13 protein-coding genes and 1 pseudogene are annotated in these 16,535 nt (G+C 68.3%); 4 read left to right on the top strand and 10 right to left on the bottom strand.

From position 1 onward, the window contains the following. Window positions 1–45: 45 nt before the first annotated feature. From ABIC51_RS37275 to ABIC51_RS37290, 4 genes are all read right to left on the bottom strand, one after another. Window positions 46–771, bottom strand: a complete 726-nt coding sequence (locus ABIC51_RS37275) for a copper homeostasis protein CutC (RefSeq protein ID WP_021157415.1) — start codon at window positions 769–771, stop codon at window positions 46–48. A 121-nt stretch (window positions 772–892) separates the two neighbouring features. Continuing rightward, complete coding sequence (locus ABIC51_RS37280; protein ID WP_027788989.1) at window positions 893–1,297, bottom strand: hypothetical protein; 405 nt, start codon at window positions 1,295–1,297, stop codon at window positions 893–895. Continuing rightward, a complete protein-coding gene (locus tag ABIC51_RS37285; protein ID WP_027788988.1) occupies window positions 1,294–1,680 on the bottom strand; it encodes a hypothetical protein in 387 nt (128 codons plus the stop codon). Before ABIC51_RS37285 ends, ABIC51_RS37280 begins: the two co-directional genes overlap by 4 nt. A gap of 162 nt (window positions 1,681–1,842) precedes the next feature. Next, window positions 1,843–3,129, bottom strand: a complete 1,287-nt coding sequence (locus tag ABIC51_RS37290; RefSeq protein WP_027788987.1) for a sensor domain-containing phosphodiesterase — start codon at window positions 3,127–3,129, stop codon at window positions 1,843–1,845. A 296-nt stretch (window positions 3,130–3,425) separates the two neighbouring features. On the opposite strand from ABIC51_RS37290, the gene ABIC51_RS37295 reads away from it, so the two are divergent. After that, entirely contained in the window at window positions 3,426–5,093 is a 1,668-nt protein-coding gene (locus ABIC51_RS37295) for a Na+/H+ antiporter (RefSeq protein ID WP_060199433.1), read from the top strand. Window positions 5,094–5,186: 93 nt separating this feature from the next. Here ABIC51_RS37295 and ABIC51_RS37300 read toward each other — a convergent pair whose 3' ends face one another. Together ABIC51_RS37300 and ABIC51_RS37305 are read right to left on the bottom strand one after the other, a co-directional pair. Next, complete coding sequence (locus ABIC51_RS37300) at window positions 5,187–8,759, bottom strand: indolepyruvate ferredoxin oxidoreductase family protein (protein WP_124546634.1); 3,573 nt, start codon at window positions 8,757–8,759, stop codon at window positions 5,187–5,189. Between the two features lie 2,026 nt (window positions 8,760–10,785). Next, window positions 10,786–11,343 carry a sugar O-acetyltransferase gene (locus ABIC51_RS37305; RefSeq protein ID WP_060171966.1) on the bottom strand — a complete coding sequence of 186 codons (558 nt, stop codon included), beginning with the start codon at window positions 11,341–11,343 and terminating at the stop codon, window positions 10,786–10,788. Between the two features lie 362 nt (window positions 11,344–11,705). On the opposite strand from ABIC51_RS37305, the gene ABIC51_RS37310 reads away from it, so the two are divergent. Next, window positions 11,706–12,320: a glutathione S-transferase family protein gene (locus ABIC51_RS37310; protein ID WP_027788983.1), complete on the top strand. Its 615-nt coding sequence runs from the start codon at window positions 11,706–11,708 to the stop codon at window positions 12,318–12,320. A 43-nt stretch (window positions 12,321–12,363) separates the two neighbouring features. Here ABIC51_RS37310 and ABIC51_RS37315 read toward each other — a convergent pair whose 3' ends face one another. Together ABIC51_RS37315 and ABIC51_RS37320 are read right to left on the bottom strand one after the other, a co-directional pair. Next, window positions 12,364–13,326, bottom strand: coding sequence for an ion channel (locus ABIC51_RS37315; RefSeq protein WP_091925564.1), 963 nt, complete (start codon window positions 13,324–13,326; stop codon window positions 12,364–12,366). Window positions 13,327–13,504: 178 nt separating this feature from the next. Beyond that, complete coding sequence (locus tag ABIC51_RS37320) at window positions 13,505–14,524, bottom strand: sulfate ABC transporter substrate-binding protein (RefSeq protein ID WP_048026803.1); 1,020 nt, start codon at window positions 14,522–14,524, stop codon at window positions 13,505–13,507. 162 nt (window positions 14,525–14,686) lie between these two features. Between ABIC51_RS37320 and ABIC51_RS37325 the strand changes: the two genes are divergently transcribed. Beyond that, window positions 14,687–14,836: a hypothetical protein gene (locus ABIC51_RS37325; RefSeq protein WP_193107521.1), complete on the top strand. Its 150-nt coding sequence runs from the start codon at window positions 14,687–14,689 to the stop codon at window positions 14,834–14,836. A gap of 139 nt (window positions 14,837–14,975) precedes the next feature. Continuing rightward, window positions 14,976–15,869 carry a 4-hydroxy-tetrahydrodipicolinate synthase gene (gene dapA, locus ABIC51_RS37330; RefSeq protein WP_354006962.1) on the top strand — a complete coding sequence of 298 codons (894 nt, stop codon included), beginning with the start codon at window positions 14,976–14,978 and terminating at the stop codon, window positions 15,867–15,869. A gap of 56 nt (window positions 15,870–15,925) precedes the next feature. Here dapA and ABIC51_RS37335 read toward each other — a convergent pair. Continuing rightward, window positions 15,926–16,306, bottom strand: a pseudogene (locus tag ABIC51_RS37335) (type II toxin-antitoxin system VapC family toxin). Continuing rightward, a complete protein-coding gene (locus ABIC51_RS37340; RefSeq protein WP_027788979.1) occupies window positions 16,306–16,515 on the bottom strand; it encodes a hypothetical protein in 210 nt (69 codons plus the stop codon). Before ABIC51_RS37340 ends, ABIC51_RS37335 begins: the two are co-directional and overlap by 1 nt. Between the last annotated feature and the right edge of the window lie 20 nt (window positions 16,516–16,535).

Consider the following 16,535-nt stretch of genomic DNA (forward strand, 5'->3'; position numbering starts at 1 on the left):
GTTTCGTGGTGCCGGCGCACGCAGCAGCGGCCGCCGCCGCGCGCGTCATACGTGCGACGCGGCCCCGTCGATGGTCGCGCGCACCTTCGCGACGAGCAGTTCGTCGACCGGTGCCAGCACCTCGCCGCGCGGCCGCACGCCCGAGCCGAAATGCACCGCGCGCACGCCGGTCGCGCGCACGAAATCGCCGACCGCATCGACCGTGAGCCCCGAGCCGGCCAGCACCGTGCAGGTCGAACCTGCCGTCTGACGCACCAGCCGCGTGATCGTCGCGACCGCGTCGAGCACCGACGGATGGCCGCCCGACGTCAGCACCGACGTGACGGCCGGCACGCGCAGCAGCGCGTCGAACGCGGCGTTGAGATCGCGCGACACGTCGAACGCGCGGTGGAACGTCAGCGCGCGGCCGTCCGCCGCGGCCGCGATGCGGGCCAGCGCACCCAGATCGACGTCGCCGCGCGCGTCGAGCGCGCCGAACACGACGCCGTTCGCACCGGCCGCGACGGCCGCGCGCACGTCACGCTCGATCACGCGCAGGTCGTCGGCGTCATAGACGAACGACCGGCTGTGCGGCCGCACGATCACGTTGACGGGAATCGGCACGGCGGCCACGACGGCTTCGATCAGGCCGACGCTCGGCGTCAGCCCGCCTTCGGTGATCGCGGTCACGAGTTCGAGGCGGTCGGCGCCCGCGCGAGCGGCGGCCTTCGCGTCGCCGACGGTCGTGGCGATCACTTCGAGGAGGATGGAAGAAGCGGCGTTTCGGCTCATGGGCGGCCCGCGAATCGTCAGGACAATTCGCGCATCCTAGCCGAGCCGCGCGACGGGCGCCAGCGTGACGGGGCGCCCCGCCGTCAGCGGCGCCCGGTCAGTCCCATCGCGAGTCCCACCGTCAGCCGCGCCGCGCGAGCCACACGCCGACGAGCGCGGACAGGCCGGTCACCCCGGCGCCGGGCGCGAACCGGAACATCCGCGCGTTCACGTCGACGCCCTGCTGCTGCATCACGTCGACGATCCCCGGCGCCAGCAGGAGCGTCACCCAGCCGATCACCCCGAACGCGGTGGTCGCGGACGCGATGAGCAGTGCGATGCCCGCGCCGCGCGCGCGCGGCCGGAACGCGCCGGCGAAGGCGCCCGCGGCCAGGAACACGGCCGACAGCACGAACAACACGGCGACGAACACGAGCATCGCCCGCGTATGGCCGAGCTTCATGAACGCCATCATCTGCGCGGTGATCACGCACATGCCCGCGATCGCGAACATCACGATCGCGAGCGCGTTGCGCACGACGCTCATGCGCTCGCCTGACGGAAATACGCGGTCGCGGGGCGCCGGAACAGCAGGTAGACGAACAGGGCGAACAGCAGGAAGCCGGGGATCAGCACCGCGAACATCGACGCCGGCATGTTGACGAACGAGAACGCGAAACCGAACACGGCCGTCACGATATAGGCCTTGCGCGACCATTCGCGGCCCTTGAGGATCGCGATGCCGATCACGACGTTCACGGCTTCGATGAGCACGCTGATGCCGAGCGTCGCCCAGACGGGCAGCAGGTAGTGCGACAGCAGCGCCTGGGTGGTCGGCATGCCGATCGTGAATGGCGTATAGATGCACGTGATCGCGTTGGTCACGATGATGATCCACGCGAGAATGGTCAGCGAAATCGGTCTTTTCATTGTGTTTTCCTTGTTATTCGCCGCCATGGTGGCCCCCGGGACGGCGCGCCCGCGGTCACGATGGCCGCGGTCGCGCCATTGTCGGGGAAGCGCGGGGCGAGCGCAACGGGCCGCCCGCGCCGGCCCGGATCGCCCTGCTCGCCGCCTGCGGTGCGCGCGTCGCTAGCCGGCGTCCGCTTCGTCGTCGGCCCAGTCGATATCGCCGCACAGCACGCGCTGCGTATCGCCGACGCGCACGGCCACCGACAGCGTCACGCACGGCTGCGCCTCGTTGATCGACAGGTACGGCCGCGTGACCTGCACCCGCCCCGGCTCGGCGATCGCCGAGCGGAAATACGGCCGGCGCAGCCAGTTCGCGCCCTGTGCGTCCGCCAGCGGCGAAAAGCGTGCCTCGGCGAGCGCGCGGTCGGCGCGCAGCACGACGTTGCGGCCCGACTGGCGGCCGTGCGCGTCGAGCAGGAAGCAGCGCGCGGCCGCGTCGAGCGCGAGGAAGTTCCAGCACACCTCGTCGAGCGGCTCGCCGGCCGCGAGGCGCTCGGCCGCGCGTTCGAACGCGCGCAGGTACGGCGCGAGCCGCTGCGCATCGCGCCGCTCGCGCGCCTCGGTCTGCTGGCGAAAACGCTCGGTCAGCTCGCCGATGCAGCCCGTCGCGGCCGCGCTGTCGGGCAGCCCCGGCGCCGGCCGGCCGAAGTAGTAGCCCTGCACGAAATCGGCCTCGCACGACAGCGCGATCTGCGCCTCGTGCTCGGTCTCGATCCCCTCGACGAGCACCAGCTTGCCGGCCTCGTGCAGCAGCGTCACGAGCCCGTGCAGGATCGCGGTGAGCCCGGTGCGGTGCGCCGCGTGCGACAGCATGATCCGGTCGAGCTTCACGATGTCCGGGTTCAGTTGCCAGATCCGCTCGAGATTCGAGTGGCCCGCGCCGAAATCGTCGAGCGCGATCAGGAAACCGTGCGTGCGGAATTCGCGCACGGCCTCGGCCAGCCGCTCGACGTCCTCCGCGCGCTGCTCGAGCACTTCGAGCACGATGCGGCGCGGCGGCATGCCGAGCCGCTTCAGGTTCGCGAGCAGCGCGGCCGCCTGGAACGGGTCGGTGAGCACCCCCGGATGCACGTTGAGGAACAGCCACTCGCGCTCGGCGCCGAGCAGCGCGAAGTTCTCGAGATGCAGCGCCTGCGCGAGCCGGTCGAGCTGCAGCAGCTCGCCCTGGCGCGCGGCTTCGCCGAACACGTCGAGCGGCGACACCGCGCGGTCGAGCGCATCGTGCGCGCGCAGCAGCGCCTCGTAGCCCACCGCACGCTGGTGCGACAGGCTGAAAATCGGCTGGAACACGGTCGTGAGCGTCAGGTCGCGGTGCTGCGTCGCCAGACGTTCGAGGCCGGAACTCACCTCCCGCTCGAACCGGTACGGCGATGCAGCGGCCGGACGCTCCTGTTGCACGATCGTCATGCCTTCCTCCTGGTAATGCCTTCGAACGCGGCGCCCGGCAAGGCGAACGGCGCGTGCAATGTCATGGTTGGACCCTCGGTTGCCCGGTCGAAGCCGGACGGTTGACCAGCATCAAGCAAGCTCCGTGCAAGGCGCGTAGAACCCATGCGCCGCGCGGGCTCACCGGGCCGCCGCACCACCGTGGCACACGCGCGACGCACCAGTTTCGTGCGCACGCACCGGCCGCTCGAACGCACCCGTCACGCTGTCACGCTACACTCCGTACGATCGTTTCATTCCCCGTATTCGCCGTATCGATGGAAATCGTCTTCACCGTCCTGATCCTGCTGCTGACCGTCGCGCTTTCCGGCGCCGTCACGCGCATCCTGCCGTTCCAGCTGCCGTTGCCGCTGATGCAGATCGCCTTCGGCGCGATGCTCGCGTGGCCGAAGCTGAACCTGCACGTCACGTTCGATCCCGAAATCTTCATGCTGCTGTTCATTCCGCCGCTGCTGTTCGCGGACGGCTGGCGGATTCCGAAGCGCGAGCTGTACCTGCAGCGCCGCGCGATCCTGATGCTCGCATTCGGGCTCGTGTTCATGACGGTACTCGCAGTGGGCTACTTCGCGCACTGGCTGATACCCGAGTTGCCGCTGCCGATCGCGTTCGCGCTCGCGGCCGTGCTGTCGCCCACCGACGCGGTCGCGCTGTCGGGCATCGCAGGAAAGGGCCGGATTCCGCCGCAGCTGATGCACATCCTCGAAGGCGAAGCGCTGATGAACGACGCGTCGGGCCTCGTCGCGCTGAAATTCGCGATCGCGGCCGCGCTGACGGGCATGTTCTCGCTGCGCGACGCGTCGGTCACGTTCGTGATCGTCGCGGCCGGCGGCCTTGCGACGGGCGCGATCGTGTCGTGGGCGTTCAGCGCGCTGTCGACGCGCTTCCTGAACGCCGAGCAGGAAGGCGATCCGGCCCCCGGCATCGTGATGACGCTGCTCGTGCCGTTCGCGGCCTACCTGTTCGCCGAGCACCTCGAGCTGTCGGGCGTGCTGGCGGCCGTGTCGGCCGGGATGATGATGAATTACACGAGCTTCTCGCGCAAAAGCACCGTCGCATCGCGCGTGCGCGCCGAAAGCACGTGGGCGATGATCGAGTTCGTGTTCAACGGCATGGTGTTCATCATGCTCGGGCTGCAGTTGCCGCACATCATCGGCCGCACGCTCGTCGACGCGCACCACACGAGCGACGCGCTCGTCGGCCGGATGATCTTCAACGTCTGCGCGATGATGCTCGCGCTGTACGCGATCCGCTTCCTGTGGGTCTGGCTGCTGCGCTGGTTCGCGAGCCGTCGCGCCGCGCGCCAGGGCCTCGCCGGCACGATGGCCGGCACCCGCACGATCGCGGTGATGACGGTCGGCGGCGTGCGCGGCGCGGTCACGCTCGCCGGCGTGCTGTCGATTCCGGTCACGCTGTCCGACGGCGTGCCGCTGCCGGGCCGCGACACCGCGGTCTTCGTCGCGTCGGCGGTGATCCTCGGCTCGCTCGTCGTCGCGGTGATCGGCCTGCCGCTGCTGCTGCGCGGCGTGCGTTCGTCGCGCAGCCCGCTCGGCGACGAGGAACGCGCCGCGCGCGCGGCCGCCGCGCAGGCCGCGATCCGCGCGATCGACTCGTCGCACGACGCGATCTCGGCCGATCTCGACGAATCGGGCGCCGCGCGCTGCGCGGATATCTCCGCACGCGTGATGGACCAGTACCGCCGCCGCCTCGCGACGCTCGCCGAGGACGGCCCCACGCCGCGCGCCGAAGCGAAGCAGGCCGAAACGATGGAACTGCAGATGCGGATCGCGGCCGTGCGCGCGGAACGCACCGCGCTGTACCGGCTGCGCAGCGACAGCAAGATTTCCGACGAGACGCTGACGAAACTGCTGCGCGAGATCGACCTGTCGGAAACGGCGCTGTCGACGCGCAAGAAAGGCATTCTCTGACGGACGGCCGCCGCTGCCGGTGCGCAGCCGCCGCTCATGAAAAAAAACGGCGACGCACCAGCGTCGCCGTTTTCACATCCGCCCGAGCGCGCGTTACTTCGCGACCACGACCGGAATCCCCTTCAGCATGCCCGCGCCCTTCATCTCGTCGAGCGCGTGCTGCACGGCCGCGCTCGTCGCCGCGTCGATGCCGAGCTGCAGTGCGAGCTCGCGCTCCGCGCGCTTCACGCCTGCCAGGTTGCGCACCTTCACGTGACCGAAGCCGCGCACGCGGGCATGCAGGTCGGCCAGTTGCGCGACCAGCGCCGCATTGCCGGCCGTCATCGCGGCGAGCGCCCGCGCGAGCGTCGTCTCGTAGTCGTCGGCAAGCGCGCGTTCCATCCTGCGCTCGACGGTGCGGCCGAACGGGTCGAGCCACGTGCCGCGCAGGCTGCGCACGCGCGCCAGCACGCCGAACACCGGCCACATCCACTGGCCGAACACGCGCTTCTTCGGCACGCTGCCGTCGCTGCCGGCCTTCGCGACCGTCGGCGGCGCGAGGTTGAACTTCACGCGATAGGCCTGCCCCGGCACGCCTTCGAACTGCGCTTCGAGCGCCGTGCGGAACGCGTCGTCCGTGTACAGCCGCGCGACCTCGTATTCGTCCTTCACCGCGAGCAGCCGGTAGAACGTCGTCGCGACCGCGCGCGTGAGTGAATCGTCGCCCTTCGCACGCGCCGCGCTCACGAGCGCACGGTAGCGCTCGACATAACGGGCGCCGCCGTACGCATCGAGACGCGCCTCGCGATCGGCGATCAGCTCGGCGAGCGTCTCCGGCGCGGCATGCGCGGCCACCGTGTGGCGCGCGTTCCACAACGCATCGAGGCCCGCCGCATCGCCGGCCGCCATCCGGCCGATCGAGAACGCGAGCTTGTTCATCGGCACCGCGACGTTGTTCAGTTCGATCGCGCGCATCATCGCCGCGAGCGACACCGGCACGAGGCCGAGCTGCCATGCATAACCGAGCATCAGGATGTTCGCGCCGATCGAGTCGCCGAGGAACTTCGCGGCGAGCGCCTGCGCGTCGCAGCTCGACAGGTAGCCGTCGCCGGCCGCGTGACGCATCTTCTCGAGCAGCGCGTCCGCATGCAGGTTCGCGTCGGGGTTCTGCACAAACGATGCATTCGGGATCCGGTGCGTGTTGACGACGATCCGCGAACGTTCGTGACGCACCGTCTGCAACGCCTCGGCGCTCGCACCCACAACCATGTCGCACGCGAGCAGCACGTCGGCCTGCTGCGTGTCGATGCGCACCTGGTTCAGCCACCGGTCGCTCGACGCGATCCGCACGAACGACAGCACCGAGCCGCCCTTCTGCGCGAAGCCCATGAAGTCGAGCACCGACGCGCTCTTGCCTTCGAGGTGCGCGGCCATGCTGATCAGCGCGCCGACCGTCACGACGCCCGTGCCGCCGACGCCCGTCACGAGCATGTCGAACGGCGCCGCGTCGAGATGCGTCGCGGGCACCGGCAGCGCATCGACGCGCGCGGCGAGCGCGGCTTCGTCGAATGCGGCACCGGCGGCCTTCTTCAGCGCCGCGCCTTCGACCGTCACGAAGCTCGGGCAGAAGCCGTTCACGCACGAATAGTCCTTGTTGCACGACGACTGGTCGATGCGGCGCTTGCGGCCGAGCGGCGTTTCGAGCGGTTCGACCGACAGGCAGTTCGACTGCACGCCGCAGTCGCCGCAGCCTTCGCACACCGCGTCGTTGATGAACAGGCGCTTGTCCGGGTCGGGGAATTCGCCCTTCTTGCGGCGGCGGCGCTTCTCGGCCGCGCAGGTCTGGTCGTAGATCAGCACGGTGACGCCCGGCGTCTCGCGCAGCTCGCGCTGCACCGTGTCGAGTTCGCTGCGGTGATGGAACGTCGTGCCTTTCGGGAACAGCCCGTGGTGACCGTCGTACTTCTCCGGTTCGTCGGACACGACGACGAAGCGCGACACGCCTTCCGCCTCGACCTGCCGCGCGATCTGCGGCACCGAGATGCTGCCGTCGACCGGCTGACCGCCCGTCATCGCGACCGCGTCGTTGTAGAGGATCTTGTACGTGATGTTCGCTTTCGCGGCCACGGCCTGGCGGATCGCGAGGATGCCCGAGTGGAAGTAGGTGCCGTCGCCGAGGTTCTGGAACACGTGCTTCGTGTTGGTGAACATCGCGTGCGCGGCCCAGTCGACGCCCTCGCCGCCCATCTGGATCAGCCCCGTCGTGTCGCGCTCCATCCACGACGCCATGAAGTGGCAGCCGATGCCGGCCTGCGCGATCGAGCCTTCCGGCACCTTCGTCGACGTGTTGTGCGGGCAGCCCGAGCAGAAGTACGGCGTGCGCTTCACGGCATCCGCCTCGTTCGACAGGATCTGCGGCGCGACGAGATCGACGACGCGCTCGCGGCGGTCGAGCGCCGGCTTGTGGCGCGCGAGCCATTCGGCGAACACGGGCAGGATGCGCGACGGGCGCAGCTCGCCGAGCTCGGACAGCAGGCAGGCGCCTTCGGCATCGTGCTTGCCGAGCACGCGCGGGCGCGCGCCCTCCGTGCGGTTGTACAGATAGTCCTTGATCTGCTGCTCGATGACCGGGCCCTTCTCCTCGATCACGAGCACTTCGGCGAGCCCGTCGACGAAGGTCTCGATGCGCGTCATCTCGAGCGGATACGAGAGGCCGACCTTGTAGATCCGCACGCCGGCCGCGTCGAGGTCGGCCACCGTCAGGTCGAGGCGGCGCAGTGCTTCCATCAGGTCGAGGTGCGCCTTGCCGCAGGTCACGATGCCGACATTCGCCTGCGCGCTCGGCGCGATCCACTTGTCGATGCTGTGGGTGCGCGCGAAATGGCGCACCGCGTCGAGCTTCGCGGCGAGGCGCGCTTCGATCGTCAGGCTCGGCAGGTCCGGCCAGCGGTTGTGCAGGCCGCCCGCCGGCGGCGTGAAGCCTTCAGGCGCCGGCCAGTGCGTCTGCAGCGCGTCGAGGTCGACGGTCGAGCCCGACTCGACCGTTTCGGAGATCGCCTTGAAACCGACCCACGCGCCCGAGTAGCGCGACAGCGCCCAGCCGTACAGGCCGAATTCGAGCATGTCGGCGATGTTCGCCGGGTTCACGACCGGCATGTGCCACGCGATCATCGCGAAGTCGCTCTGATGCGGCATCGACGACGACACGCAGCCGTGGTCGTCGCCCGCGACGACCAGCACGCCGCCGTGCGGCGACGAACCGTACGCGTTGCCGTGCTTCAGCGCGTCGCCCGCGCGATCGACGCCCGGGCCCTTGCCGTACCACATCGCATACACGCCCTCGACCGTGCGCTCGGGATCGGCCTCGACGCGCTGCGTGCCGAGCACGGCCGTGCCGCCGAGTTCCTCGTTGATCGCGGGCAGGAAGCGCACGCCGCCGGCGTCGAGCAGCTTCTTCGCCTTCCACAGCTGCTGGTCGACCATGCCGAGCGGCGAACCGCGATAGCCGCTGACGAAGCCGGCCGTGTTGAGCCCCTGTTCGGCGTCGACCGTGCGCTGCATCAGCAGCAGGCGGACCAGCGCCTGCGTGCCGGTCAGGAAGATCCGGCCGCGCGTCGCGGTCAGGTTGTCGGTCAGGCGGTAGTCGGACAGGGCGGGCGTGCCATCGACGGGCAAGCGGGCGGTCATGGGGGAAGTCTCCTGATTGTGCTGTTCTGGGCTGCGCGGCAGGCGTCGGACGACGCGTGGGGGACGGCAGCGAATGGCTCTATTTTTTCGCGCGCAGCCGAGAATGTTTTTTCTCATCTTGCTCGGACGGGGCTGTAGCGAGAAAAACTGCGCAGGTTTTTGACCGAATTTGAGATAGTTCTCGCGCGCGGCGGCCGGGCGGGATGGGCGACGTGTCGGGGCAGACGGGCTGTTTGCCGGGAACGCGCGGAATTGCCCGACGACGGCCCGGGTATGTGGCGGCGGACGCTTACGCCCCGTGTGACAAGGGTTTCGGCGGGTGGAGGTGGTCACCCTCACCGTTGAAATGCACAGCGTTCCGATTGGGCGGCGGCGCGGGATGTCCACAATCCCGCTCTCGTGCTCACCATTCGATTGCACAGGGTTTCGAGTGGCGCAGGGGCCGGGATATCCACACCGTTATCGGCATGCGCCACGCTCGAGTGCCGACGCTCACCGTTGAAATTCACAGCGCGGCGAGTGGGTTTCGGCGATGGATATCCACACCGGAAATGGCGCATGACGCCGATCCGGCGTTCACCCGCACCGATCGAATACACAGGGGCGCGACTGGGTTTGTCGGCCGGTGTCTCGCCCGGACAGGCAGGCCGGAACCCGCATGCGGCACAATCGCGGGCTCGCGCTCACCGTTGCAATACACAGGGCTTCGAGTGGCCGCCATGGCGGTTATCCACTTCCGGTCCGGCAGAACCGCCCAGCCACGCGGGCACCCTCACCATTGAAAACCACAGCGCTTCGAGTGATCCGGCGCGCAGGATATCCACATGGGCAAGAATCCGCCGGGCGACAGCGGGTGCGCCCCGGAAGGCGCCGCCGGCCGGCATTCCGCGCCGGAAGGGGCTCATCGGTCGGGCGAGCGCTGATGCTCACCGTCGCAGCGCTTCGAGTAATCGGGAACGCAGGATATCCACATGGACGAGAATCCGCCGAGCGACAGCGGATGCGCGCCCCGGAAGGCGCCGCCGGCCGGCATTCCATGCCGGAAGGGGCTCATCGGCCGGTCGAGCGCTGATGCTCACCGTCGCAGCGCTTCGAGTAATCGGGAACGCAGGATATCCACATGGACGAGAATCCGCCGAGCCATGGCGGAGGGCCTGGAAGCGCCACCGCGCCGCCGGCATTCCGTGCCAGAAGCGGCTCATCGGCCGGTCGAGCGCTGATGCTCACCGTCGAAATACACAGTGCCGCGAGTCGTTTCGGCTGCCGGATATCCACACGGGAGCCCGCGCTATCTTCGCTCACATGCTCGCGTGCGAGCCGGATGTGCACGACGCTTCAGGTGGTGTTGGCTTGGGCTTGGGCGGCCGAATGATCGCATTCTGGTGCGCTGACCGCCTATCGCGTGTCGATGCGCGCCTTTGCGGGCACGTCGAGTCGCTCGCGAACGCGGCGATGCGCGGCAAAATCGGCGCATTGCAGACCATTCCACCGCGCTCACCGTTAGAATGCACGGCCCTTCGGGTGGCAGCCGATGCCGGGATATCCACGTCGAGGCGCATCCGCGATTCGGCCACGATGCGCGCGTTCGGCTAGAATGCGCGGCTCGCCGAACCTCGGCAAAAGTCAGGAAACCCCGCCGGGAAAGGCGCGCCGCGGGATCGGCGCCGACCCTCACCGTCGAATTCCACAGCGTTTCGCCTCGTTCCGCGGGCGAGTTGTCCACAACCCGCTTCATGCACTTCGCATCATCCGGCGACCCTCACCTGTGAAATGCACAGGGCGCCGAGTCGTTTCGGCGTGAGGATATCCACATCCGATCGCACTGCACGACCTTCGTCGAAACATCGGCAGGCGCGGCCCGAGCCTCCACCGGCGGCTATCGGGCAGACACCGGAAAGCCCCGTCCGGACGGCCTCGACGGCACCCTCACCATTCAAATGCACAGCGTTTCGAGTCGCCTCGAGGGTCGGTTATCCACATCCGTCCGGCCAGACTGCTTCGAACGGGCGTGCGCCCTCGTGCCGCGTCATTCGGCAATCGACCGGATGACCGCTGCCGGATTACCGCCAACCAGCACATTCGGCGCAACATCCCGCGTGACGACGGCCCCGGCCGCGACCACCGAGTTCTCGCCCACCGTCACACCGCCGACGATCGTCGCGCCGGCGCCGATCCATACGTTGCGCTCGATCACGATCGGCTTCGCGACGACGAAATCGCGCCGCCGCGAAGGTTCGACGGGATGGCCCGACGTGATGAGGCTGACGTTCGGCCCGATCATCACGTCGTCGCCGATCGCGAGCCCGCCGAGATCGTAGAACGTGCAGTTCTGGTTGACGAACACGTTGCGACCGAGCTTCATGCCGGTGCCGCCCGTCGCATGGAACGGCGGGATCAGCACGAAGCCGTCATCCACCGGCGTGCCGATCAGTTCGCCGAACAATGCGCGGACTTCCGCGGCATCGTCGAATGTCAGGCGGTTGATCCGCGCGGCGATCGCCATCGCCCGCTTGATCTCGGCCACCATCGCCGCCGACTCCGGCGTTCTTCCCGGAATGATCGTGGTGCGATCGTCGTTTGCCATGCGTGAGCTGTCTCCCATGATTTCCCTGTTTCGTGTCGTATCGGCGAATGCGGCCGAATGCGAGTCTTGCTGTGCGCGCGGGCACTGCGGGCGTCACGATGCCGGGCAAGTGACGCCGGCTTCCGCCAGAATTTTTCATCATATTCATAACTAGTATGAATATGACTAGTTATTTACTTACTTCCTTGTCACATCGAGCTTTGCCCGGTTTTCCACTCGAAACGCCACGCGTCCGGCCATCGCTCGTAGATGGCCGCCCCTCGCCGGGCGCCCCTGGCCGGGCGCCCCTGTCCGAACCTCCGGCGCTCGGGTACGCTTGAGCATCCACCGGACCGACAGCTGCACCCAATCACGGAGGCACGATGAAGCTCTACTACTGGCCGAAGACCCGGGCATTCCGGGCGTTGTGGATGCTCGAAGAGCTCGGTGTGGTGTACGAACTCGTGCCGATTGACCTGCGCTCGCACGAACAGGGCAGCGACGCGTTCGTGCAGGTCAACCCGATGGCCAAGCTGCCCGCGCTCGACGACGGCAGCGTGCCGTTCGCCGAATCGGGCGCCGTGCTGCTCTATCTCGCCGACCGCTGCCCGGGTGCCGGGCTCGGCATCGCGCCCGACGATCCGCTGCGCGGCCGCTTTCTCCAATGGATGTTCTTCACGCCGACCTGCCTCGAACCGGCGATGGCCGAAAAATTCACCGGCGCGTCGGGCAATCCGGTCGCATTCGGCTGGGGCAACATCACGCGCGTGCAACGCGCACTCGCGCAAGCGCTCGCCCATCATCCATGGCTCGTCGGCGACCGCTTCACCGCGGCCGACCTGCTGCTCGCCAGCACGCTGAAGATCGCGTTCGACGCGCATCTGCTGCCGCACGAAGGCGTGCTCGGCGACTATGTCGCGCGCGCCGAGGACCGCGACGCATTCCGCCGCGCGGTCGCGATCGAACAGCGCGAAGCGGCGCGCCTGCTGCATGCGTGACGCGTAGCGCGCAGGCGGTGCCGCCAGCCGCCCGCGGGCGTACCTACGCGGCCGTGCCCGGCGCCGCTGCGTCGGCATCGACCACCGCGCCCGGCGAGCCGCGCTCGTCGGTATCGGTGTCGACCGGCACGACTTCATGAAAATGCGTGTAGTCGATGTGCGTGATGCCGTCTTCGTCGTGCATCAGGTCGACATAGCGGTGACGCCAGCGGATTTCGCCATGCACCCATGTGTGACGCGCCTGCATCACCTGCGCGGTCGTCTCGTCCGAGCCTTCGATCGTGATCAGCAACGACGCGTCGCGCGCGGCGAGCGATTCGGGCGTCTCGCCGAACAGCGCGCTCGATTCGTCGATCACGTGCATCAGGTTCCAGCCGAGCAGGAAAATCGGGTGCTCGCTGCGCACGAGCGGCAGGTCGTGGATCTTGCGCAGCGTGTAGCCCTCGTGCGTGCCCTCGATCCGCATCAGCCGCAATTTCGCCTGCGCCTCGGCAATCACGTTCTGGCGCGCGTTCGCGGCGCGCACCATCAGCGTCATCCTGCCGTTCAGCGGCCGGACGATCGCGTAGCGCGCGAACAGGATCTTCGCCTGCGGCCGCGAAAACCGCGCGAACACGAGCCCCGTGGCCAGCGCGATGCCCGACATCCCGATGAAGATCTCGAACGTCGCGACCAGGTGCGCATAGACGGTCTGCGGATGCATGTCGCCGTAGCCGACGGTCGCGAGCGTCTCGACGCTGAAGAAGAACGCGCCGCCGAACCCGGCCGGCGACTGGTTCGCGATCGACGCGTGGCCGAGCAGGTAGAGCATTGCAAAGCCGCCGTTGAGCAGCAGGAACAGCACGGCGAGCGACAGGAAGAAAACGGGCCAGCTCACCGTCAGCGCGCGGTGATAGAGGTCGCGCCAGCCGAGCGGCGGCATCCCGTACGCAATGACCGGGCGTGTGCCCGACCAGATCTTGCGGCCACGGCCGCGGGAGGCTGGGGAGGACGAATCGACATTCATCGCGCGGCGCCGGAAGCAGGAAGGCGATGAGCGTAGCACGCGCGGCTGCGGCCGGGTATGCGTGCCGGTTCGGAATGAGCGTCCGCCGCGCCGCCGGCCGCCAGGCACAAAAAAGCCGGCCGCGGAAGCGGCGGGCTGCGTCGTCAGCGTGCGGACAGGCGCGCGGTGTGCGCGACGCTCACTTCCGGTCGACGATCACCTGGTCGAACGTGCCGCCGTCCGCGAAATGCGTCTTCTGCGCGTTCGCCCAGCTGCCGAAGACCTGCTCGACGCTGAACGTCTTCAGCGGCTTGAACTCGGCAGCATGCTTCTTCAGCACGTTCGCGTCGCGCGGGCGCAGATGGTGCTGCGCGATGATCTCCTGCGCTTCCGGTGTGTACAGGTAGTCGAGATACGCCTGCGCGACCTTGCGCGTGCCCTTCTTGTCGACGACCTTGTCGACGACGGCGACGGGCGGCTCCGCGAGGATGCTCGCCGACGGATACACGGCGTCGAACTGCGCGCCCGACGCACCGGTGTCCATTAGCGCGACCTCGTTCTCGAACGTGACCAGCACGTCACCGATGCCGCGCTGCGTGAACGTCGTCGTCGCGCCCCGGCCGCCGGAGTCGAGCACCGGCACGTTGCGGAAGATCGCCTTCTCGAAGTCGATCGCCTGCTGGTCGGTCGCGCCCTTCTGCTTCTGGAAGCCCCATGCGGCGAGATACGCATAACGACCGTTGCCCGACGTCTTCGGGTTCGCGATGATCACCTGGACACCCGGCTTCGCGAGATCGCTCCAGTCCTTGATCGCCTTCGGGTTGCCCTTGCGCACCAGGAACACCATCGTGGTCGAGTACGGCGAGCTGTTGTCCGGGAAACGCGCACGCCAGTCCTTCGGCAGCAACTGGCCGCGCTCAGCGAGCAGGTCGATGTCGTTCGGCTGGTTCATCGTCACGACGTCGGCCTGCAGCCCCTGCAGCACCGACAGCGCCTGCGCGCTCGACGCGCCGTGCGACTGCTTGATCGCGACCGTCTCGCCGGTCTTCTGCTTGTACGCGGCGGCAAAGCCCGTGTTGATGTCCTTGTACAGCTCGCGCGTCACGTCGTACGACACGTTCAGGATCGACGTATCCGCGTGCGCGGCCGACGCCGCCACGACCAGCGCCGCCGCCGCGCCCGTGTGCAGCCAGCGGCCGATCCCCTTCATGCTTGCCATCGTGATATGCCCCGCTTCCAGTGGTGGTGAATGTGCGTGACGGCACGCGTACGCGCTGTCATCGAAACGTAAGCGGGCATTCTAGCGGCCGGGCGCGGCGCGCTTTCCAATCAGTCGTGGAAAGCAAATCTCGATTCCTGCTAAACGGCGGCGGACACTCGCGTGCGCATCGAATCCGGTGTTAAGATCGCCGCTCAGCCCATTCACGGTTCCTCCATGTCCGCTGCCCTGCGCTCGCTTCCGATCCTCGCCGCCGTCGCGGCAGGTGCGCGCGCGGCCGGGCTGAAACTGAAAAAACGACTCCTCGACTGACGGGGACGTCGCGTCCCGTCAGGCGAATGCCGGACGGGATGCCCGCAGGTCGTTTCATTCTCCTTGCACGCATGCCTCGCTCCGGCCCTCCGCCGGCGGAACGGTTCCTTCCCACTCCGTTTCCACCATGAGGCTTTGCATGAACACACGTTTCGAAGGTATCTGGCTGCCGATCATCACGCCGTTCCACCACGGCGAAGTCGACCATGCCGCGCTCGCGCGACTCGCGCGCCACTATGCGGACGCAGGCATCGCGGGCTTCGTCGCGGGCGCGACGACGGGTGAAGGCGTGCTGCTCGACGCACGCGAACAGGACGCCGTGTTCGCGACGCTGCGCGACGCGGCGCCCGGACTGCCGATCGTCGTCGGGCTGACCGCGAGCGCGACGCATTTCGCGGCCGCGCGTGCGCGCGAACTCGCGGAGTTGCGGCCGGACGGGCTGCTCGTCACGCCGCCCGTGTACGTGCGGCCGACGCAGGATGGCATCCGCCGCCACGTCGAGGCGATCGTCGACGCGGCCGACCTGCCGGTGCTCGTCTACAACATCCCGTACCGCACCGGCGTGAACGTCGAACTGGACACGCTGCAGGCGCTTGCGCGCGACCCGCGCGTCGCGGGCATCAAGGAATGCGGCGGCACGCTCGACCGGATGAGCCGGCTCGTGCACGACACGCCGCTCGCGATCCTGTCCGGCGACGACAACCAGAACTTCGCGGCGATGTGCGCCGGTGCGCACGGCGCGATCGCGAGCAGCGCGCACGTGCTGCCCGACTGGCATGTGCGCATCCATGCGCTGCTGCGCGACGGCCGGCTCGCCGATGCGCGGCACCTGTCGGTCGCGTTGCAGCCGCTCGTCGCGGCGCTGTTCGCGGAGCCGAATCCGGCACCGGTGAAGGCCGTGCTGGCCGCGCAAGGGTGGTGCGAGGACGGGTTGCGGCTGCCGTTCGTGCCGGCGAGCGAAGGGTTGCGGGAGCGGCTGGCCGCGCTCTGCGCGGAACTGGACGAAACCGCACCGGACGCCGCAGCGGCATGACCCGCGACGCCCCGTGAAGCGCCGGCGACCGACGGCTTTCGTGCCGACAAATCGCTTCAAACTGTCAGAACGAGAGACAGGCTGTACCGTGCAAGATGGGTATCGGCCGTCACGAGCTGAAGCGGCTCGAGCCATGCCTGCGCGACCAGCAAGCGATCGAACGGATCGCGATGGTGGTGCGGCAAATCGCGCACTGCCGCGCCATGCACGGCACGAACCGGTAACTCGCGAATCCCGCTCGAGCCGATCGCGCGGATCAGCTTGCCGACGTCGGTATCGAGCTTCCCCAAGCCGGCCTTGATGGCGGCCTCCCAGCTACTCGCGCTGCTGACGAAACGCTCGTCGGCGGCCGAAATCAGTCAGCGCGCCCGTGCGCTGAGCTTGGGGTCATCGGTCACGATCCACAACAAGACGTGCGTGTCGAGCAACAACCGCATCAGCGCCCTTCGAACGCATCCAGCAGGTAATCGGGCAGCGGCGCATCGAAATCGTCCGCGATCCGGGCCTGCCCTTGCAGGACACCGAACCGAACGGGCGGATTGGCAGACACGAGTCGACCGGCTGACGCCCCGTCGCCGCGGATCGTGGTATCTGCCCGTTGGGCCGGATCGACCGCACCGGCACCGGGCGTATTCGCGTTTTGCATGACGACCTCCGTTTCAAGTG

It is taken from the genome of Burkholderia sp. 572, assembly GCF_040545135.1.
Classification (GTDB): domain Bacteria; phylum Pseudomonadota; class Gammaproteobacteria; order Burkholderiales; family Burkholderiaceae; genus Burkholderia; species Burkholderia cepacia.

What these genes read in the sequence shown, in the direction of transcription:
- ABIC51_RS37275 (WP_021157415.1), bottom strand. Translation starts at nt 771, where the DNA reads ATGAGCCGAAACGCCGCTTCTTCCATCCTCCTCGAAGTGATCGCCACG.
- ABIC51_RS37280 (WP_027788989.1), bottom strand. Translation starts at nt 1,297, where the DNA reads ATGAGCGTCGTGCGCAACGCGCTCGCGATCGTGATGTTCGCGATCGCG.
- ABIC51_RS37285 (WP_027788988.1), bottom strand. Translation starts at nt 1,680, where the DNA reads ATGAAAAGACCGATTTCGCTGACCATTCTCGCGTGGATCATCATCGTG.
- ABIC51_RS37290 (WP_027788987.1), bottom strand. Translation starts at nt 3,129, where the DNA reads ATGACGATCGTGCAACAGGAGCGTCCGGCCGCTGCATCGCCGTACCGG.
- ABIC51_RS37295 (WP_060199433.1), top strand. Translation starts at nt 3,426, where the DNA reads ATGGAAATCGTCTTCACCGTCCTGATCCTGCTGCTGACCGTCGCGCTT.
- ABIC51_RS37300 (WP_124546634.1), bottom strand. Translation starts at nt 8,759, where the DNA reads ATGACCGCCCGCTTGCCCGTCGATGGCACGCCCGCCCTGTCCGACTAC.
- ABIC51_RS37305 (WP_060171966.1), bottom strand. Translation starts at nt 11,343, where the DNA reads ATGGCAAACGACGATCGCACCACGATCATTCCGGGAAGAACGCCGGAG.
- ABIC51_RS37310 (WP_027788983.1), top strand. Translation starts at nt 11,706, where the DNA reads ATGAAGCTCTACTACTGGCCGAAGACCCGGGCATTCCGGGCGTTGTGG.
- ABIC51_RS37315 (WP_091925564.1), bottom strand. Translation starts at nt 13,326, where the DNA reads ATGAATGTCGATTCGTCCTCCCCAGCCTCCCGCGGCCGTGGCCGCAAG.
- ABIC51_RS37320 (WP_048026803.1), bottom strand. Translation starts at nt 14,524, where the DNA reads ATGGCAAGCATGAAGGGGATCGGCCGCTGGCTGCACACGGGCGCGGCG.
- dapA (WP_354006962.1), top strand. Translation starts at nt 14,976, where the DNA reads ATGAACACACGTTTCGAAGGTATCTGGCTGCCGATCATCACGCCGTTC.
- ABIC51_RS37340 (WP_027788979.1), bottom strand. Translation starts at nt 16,515, where the DNA reads ATGCAAAACGCGAATACGCCCGGTGCCGGTGCGGTCGATCCGGCCCAA.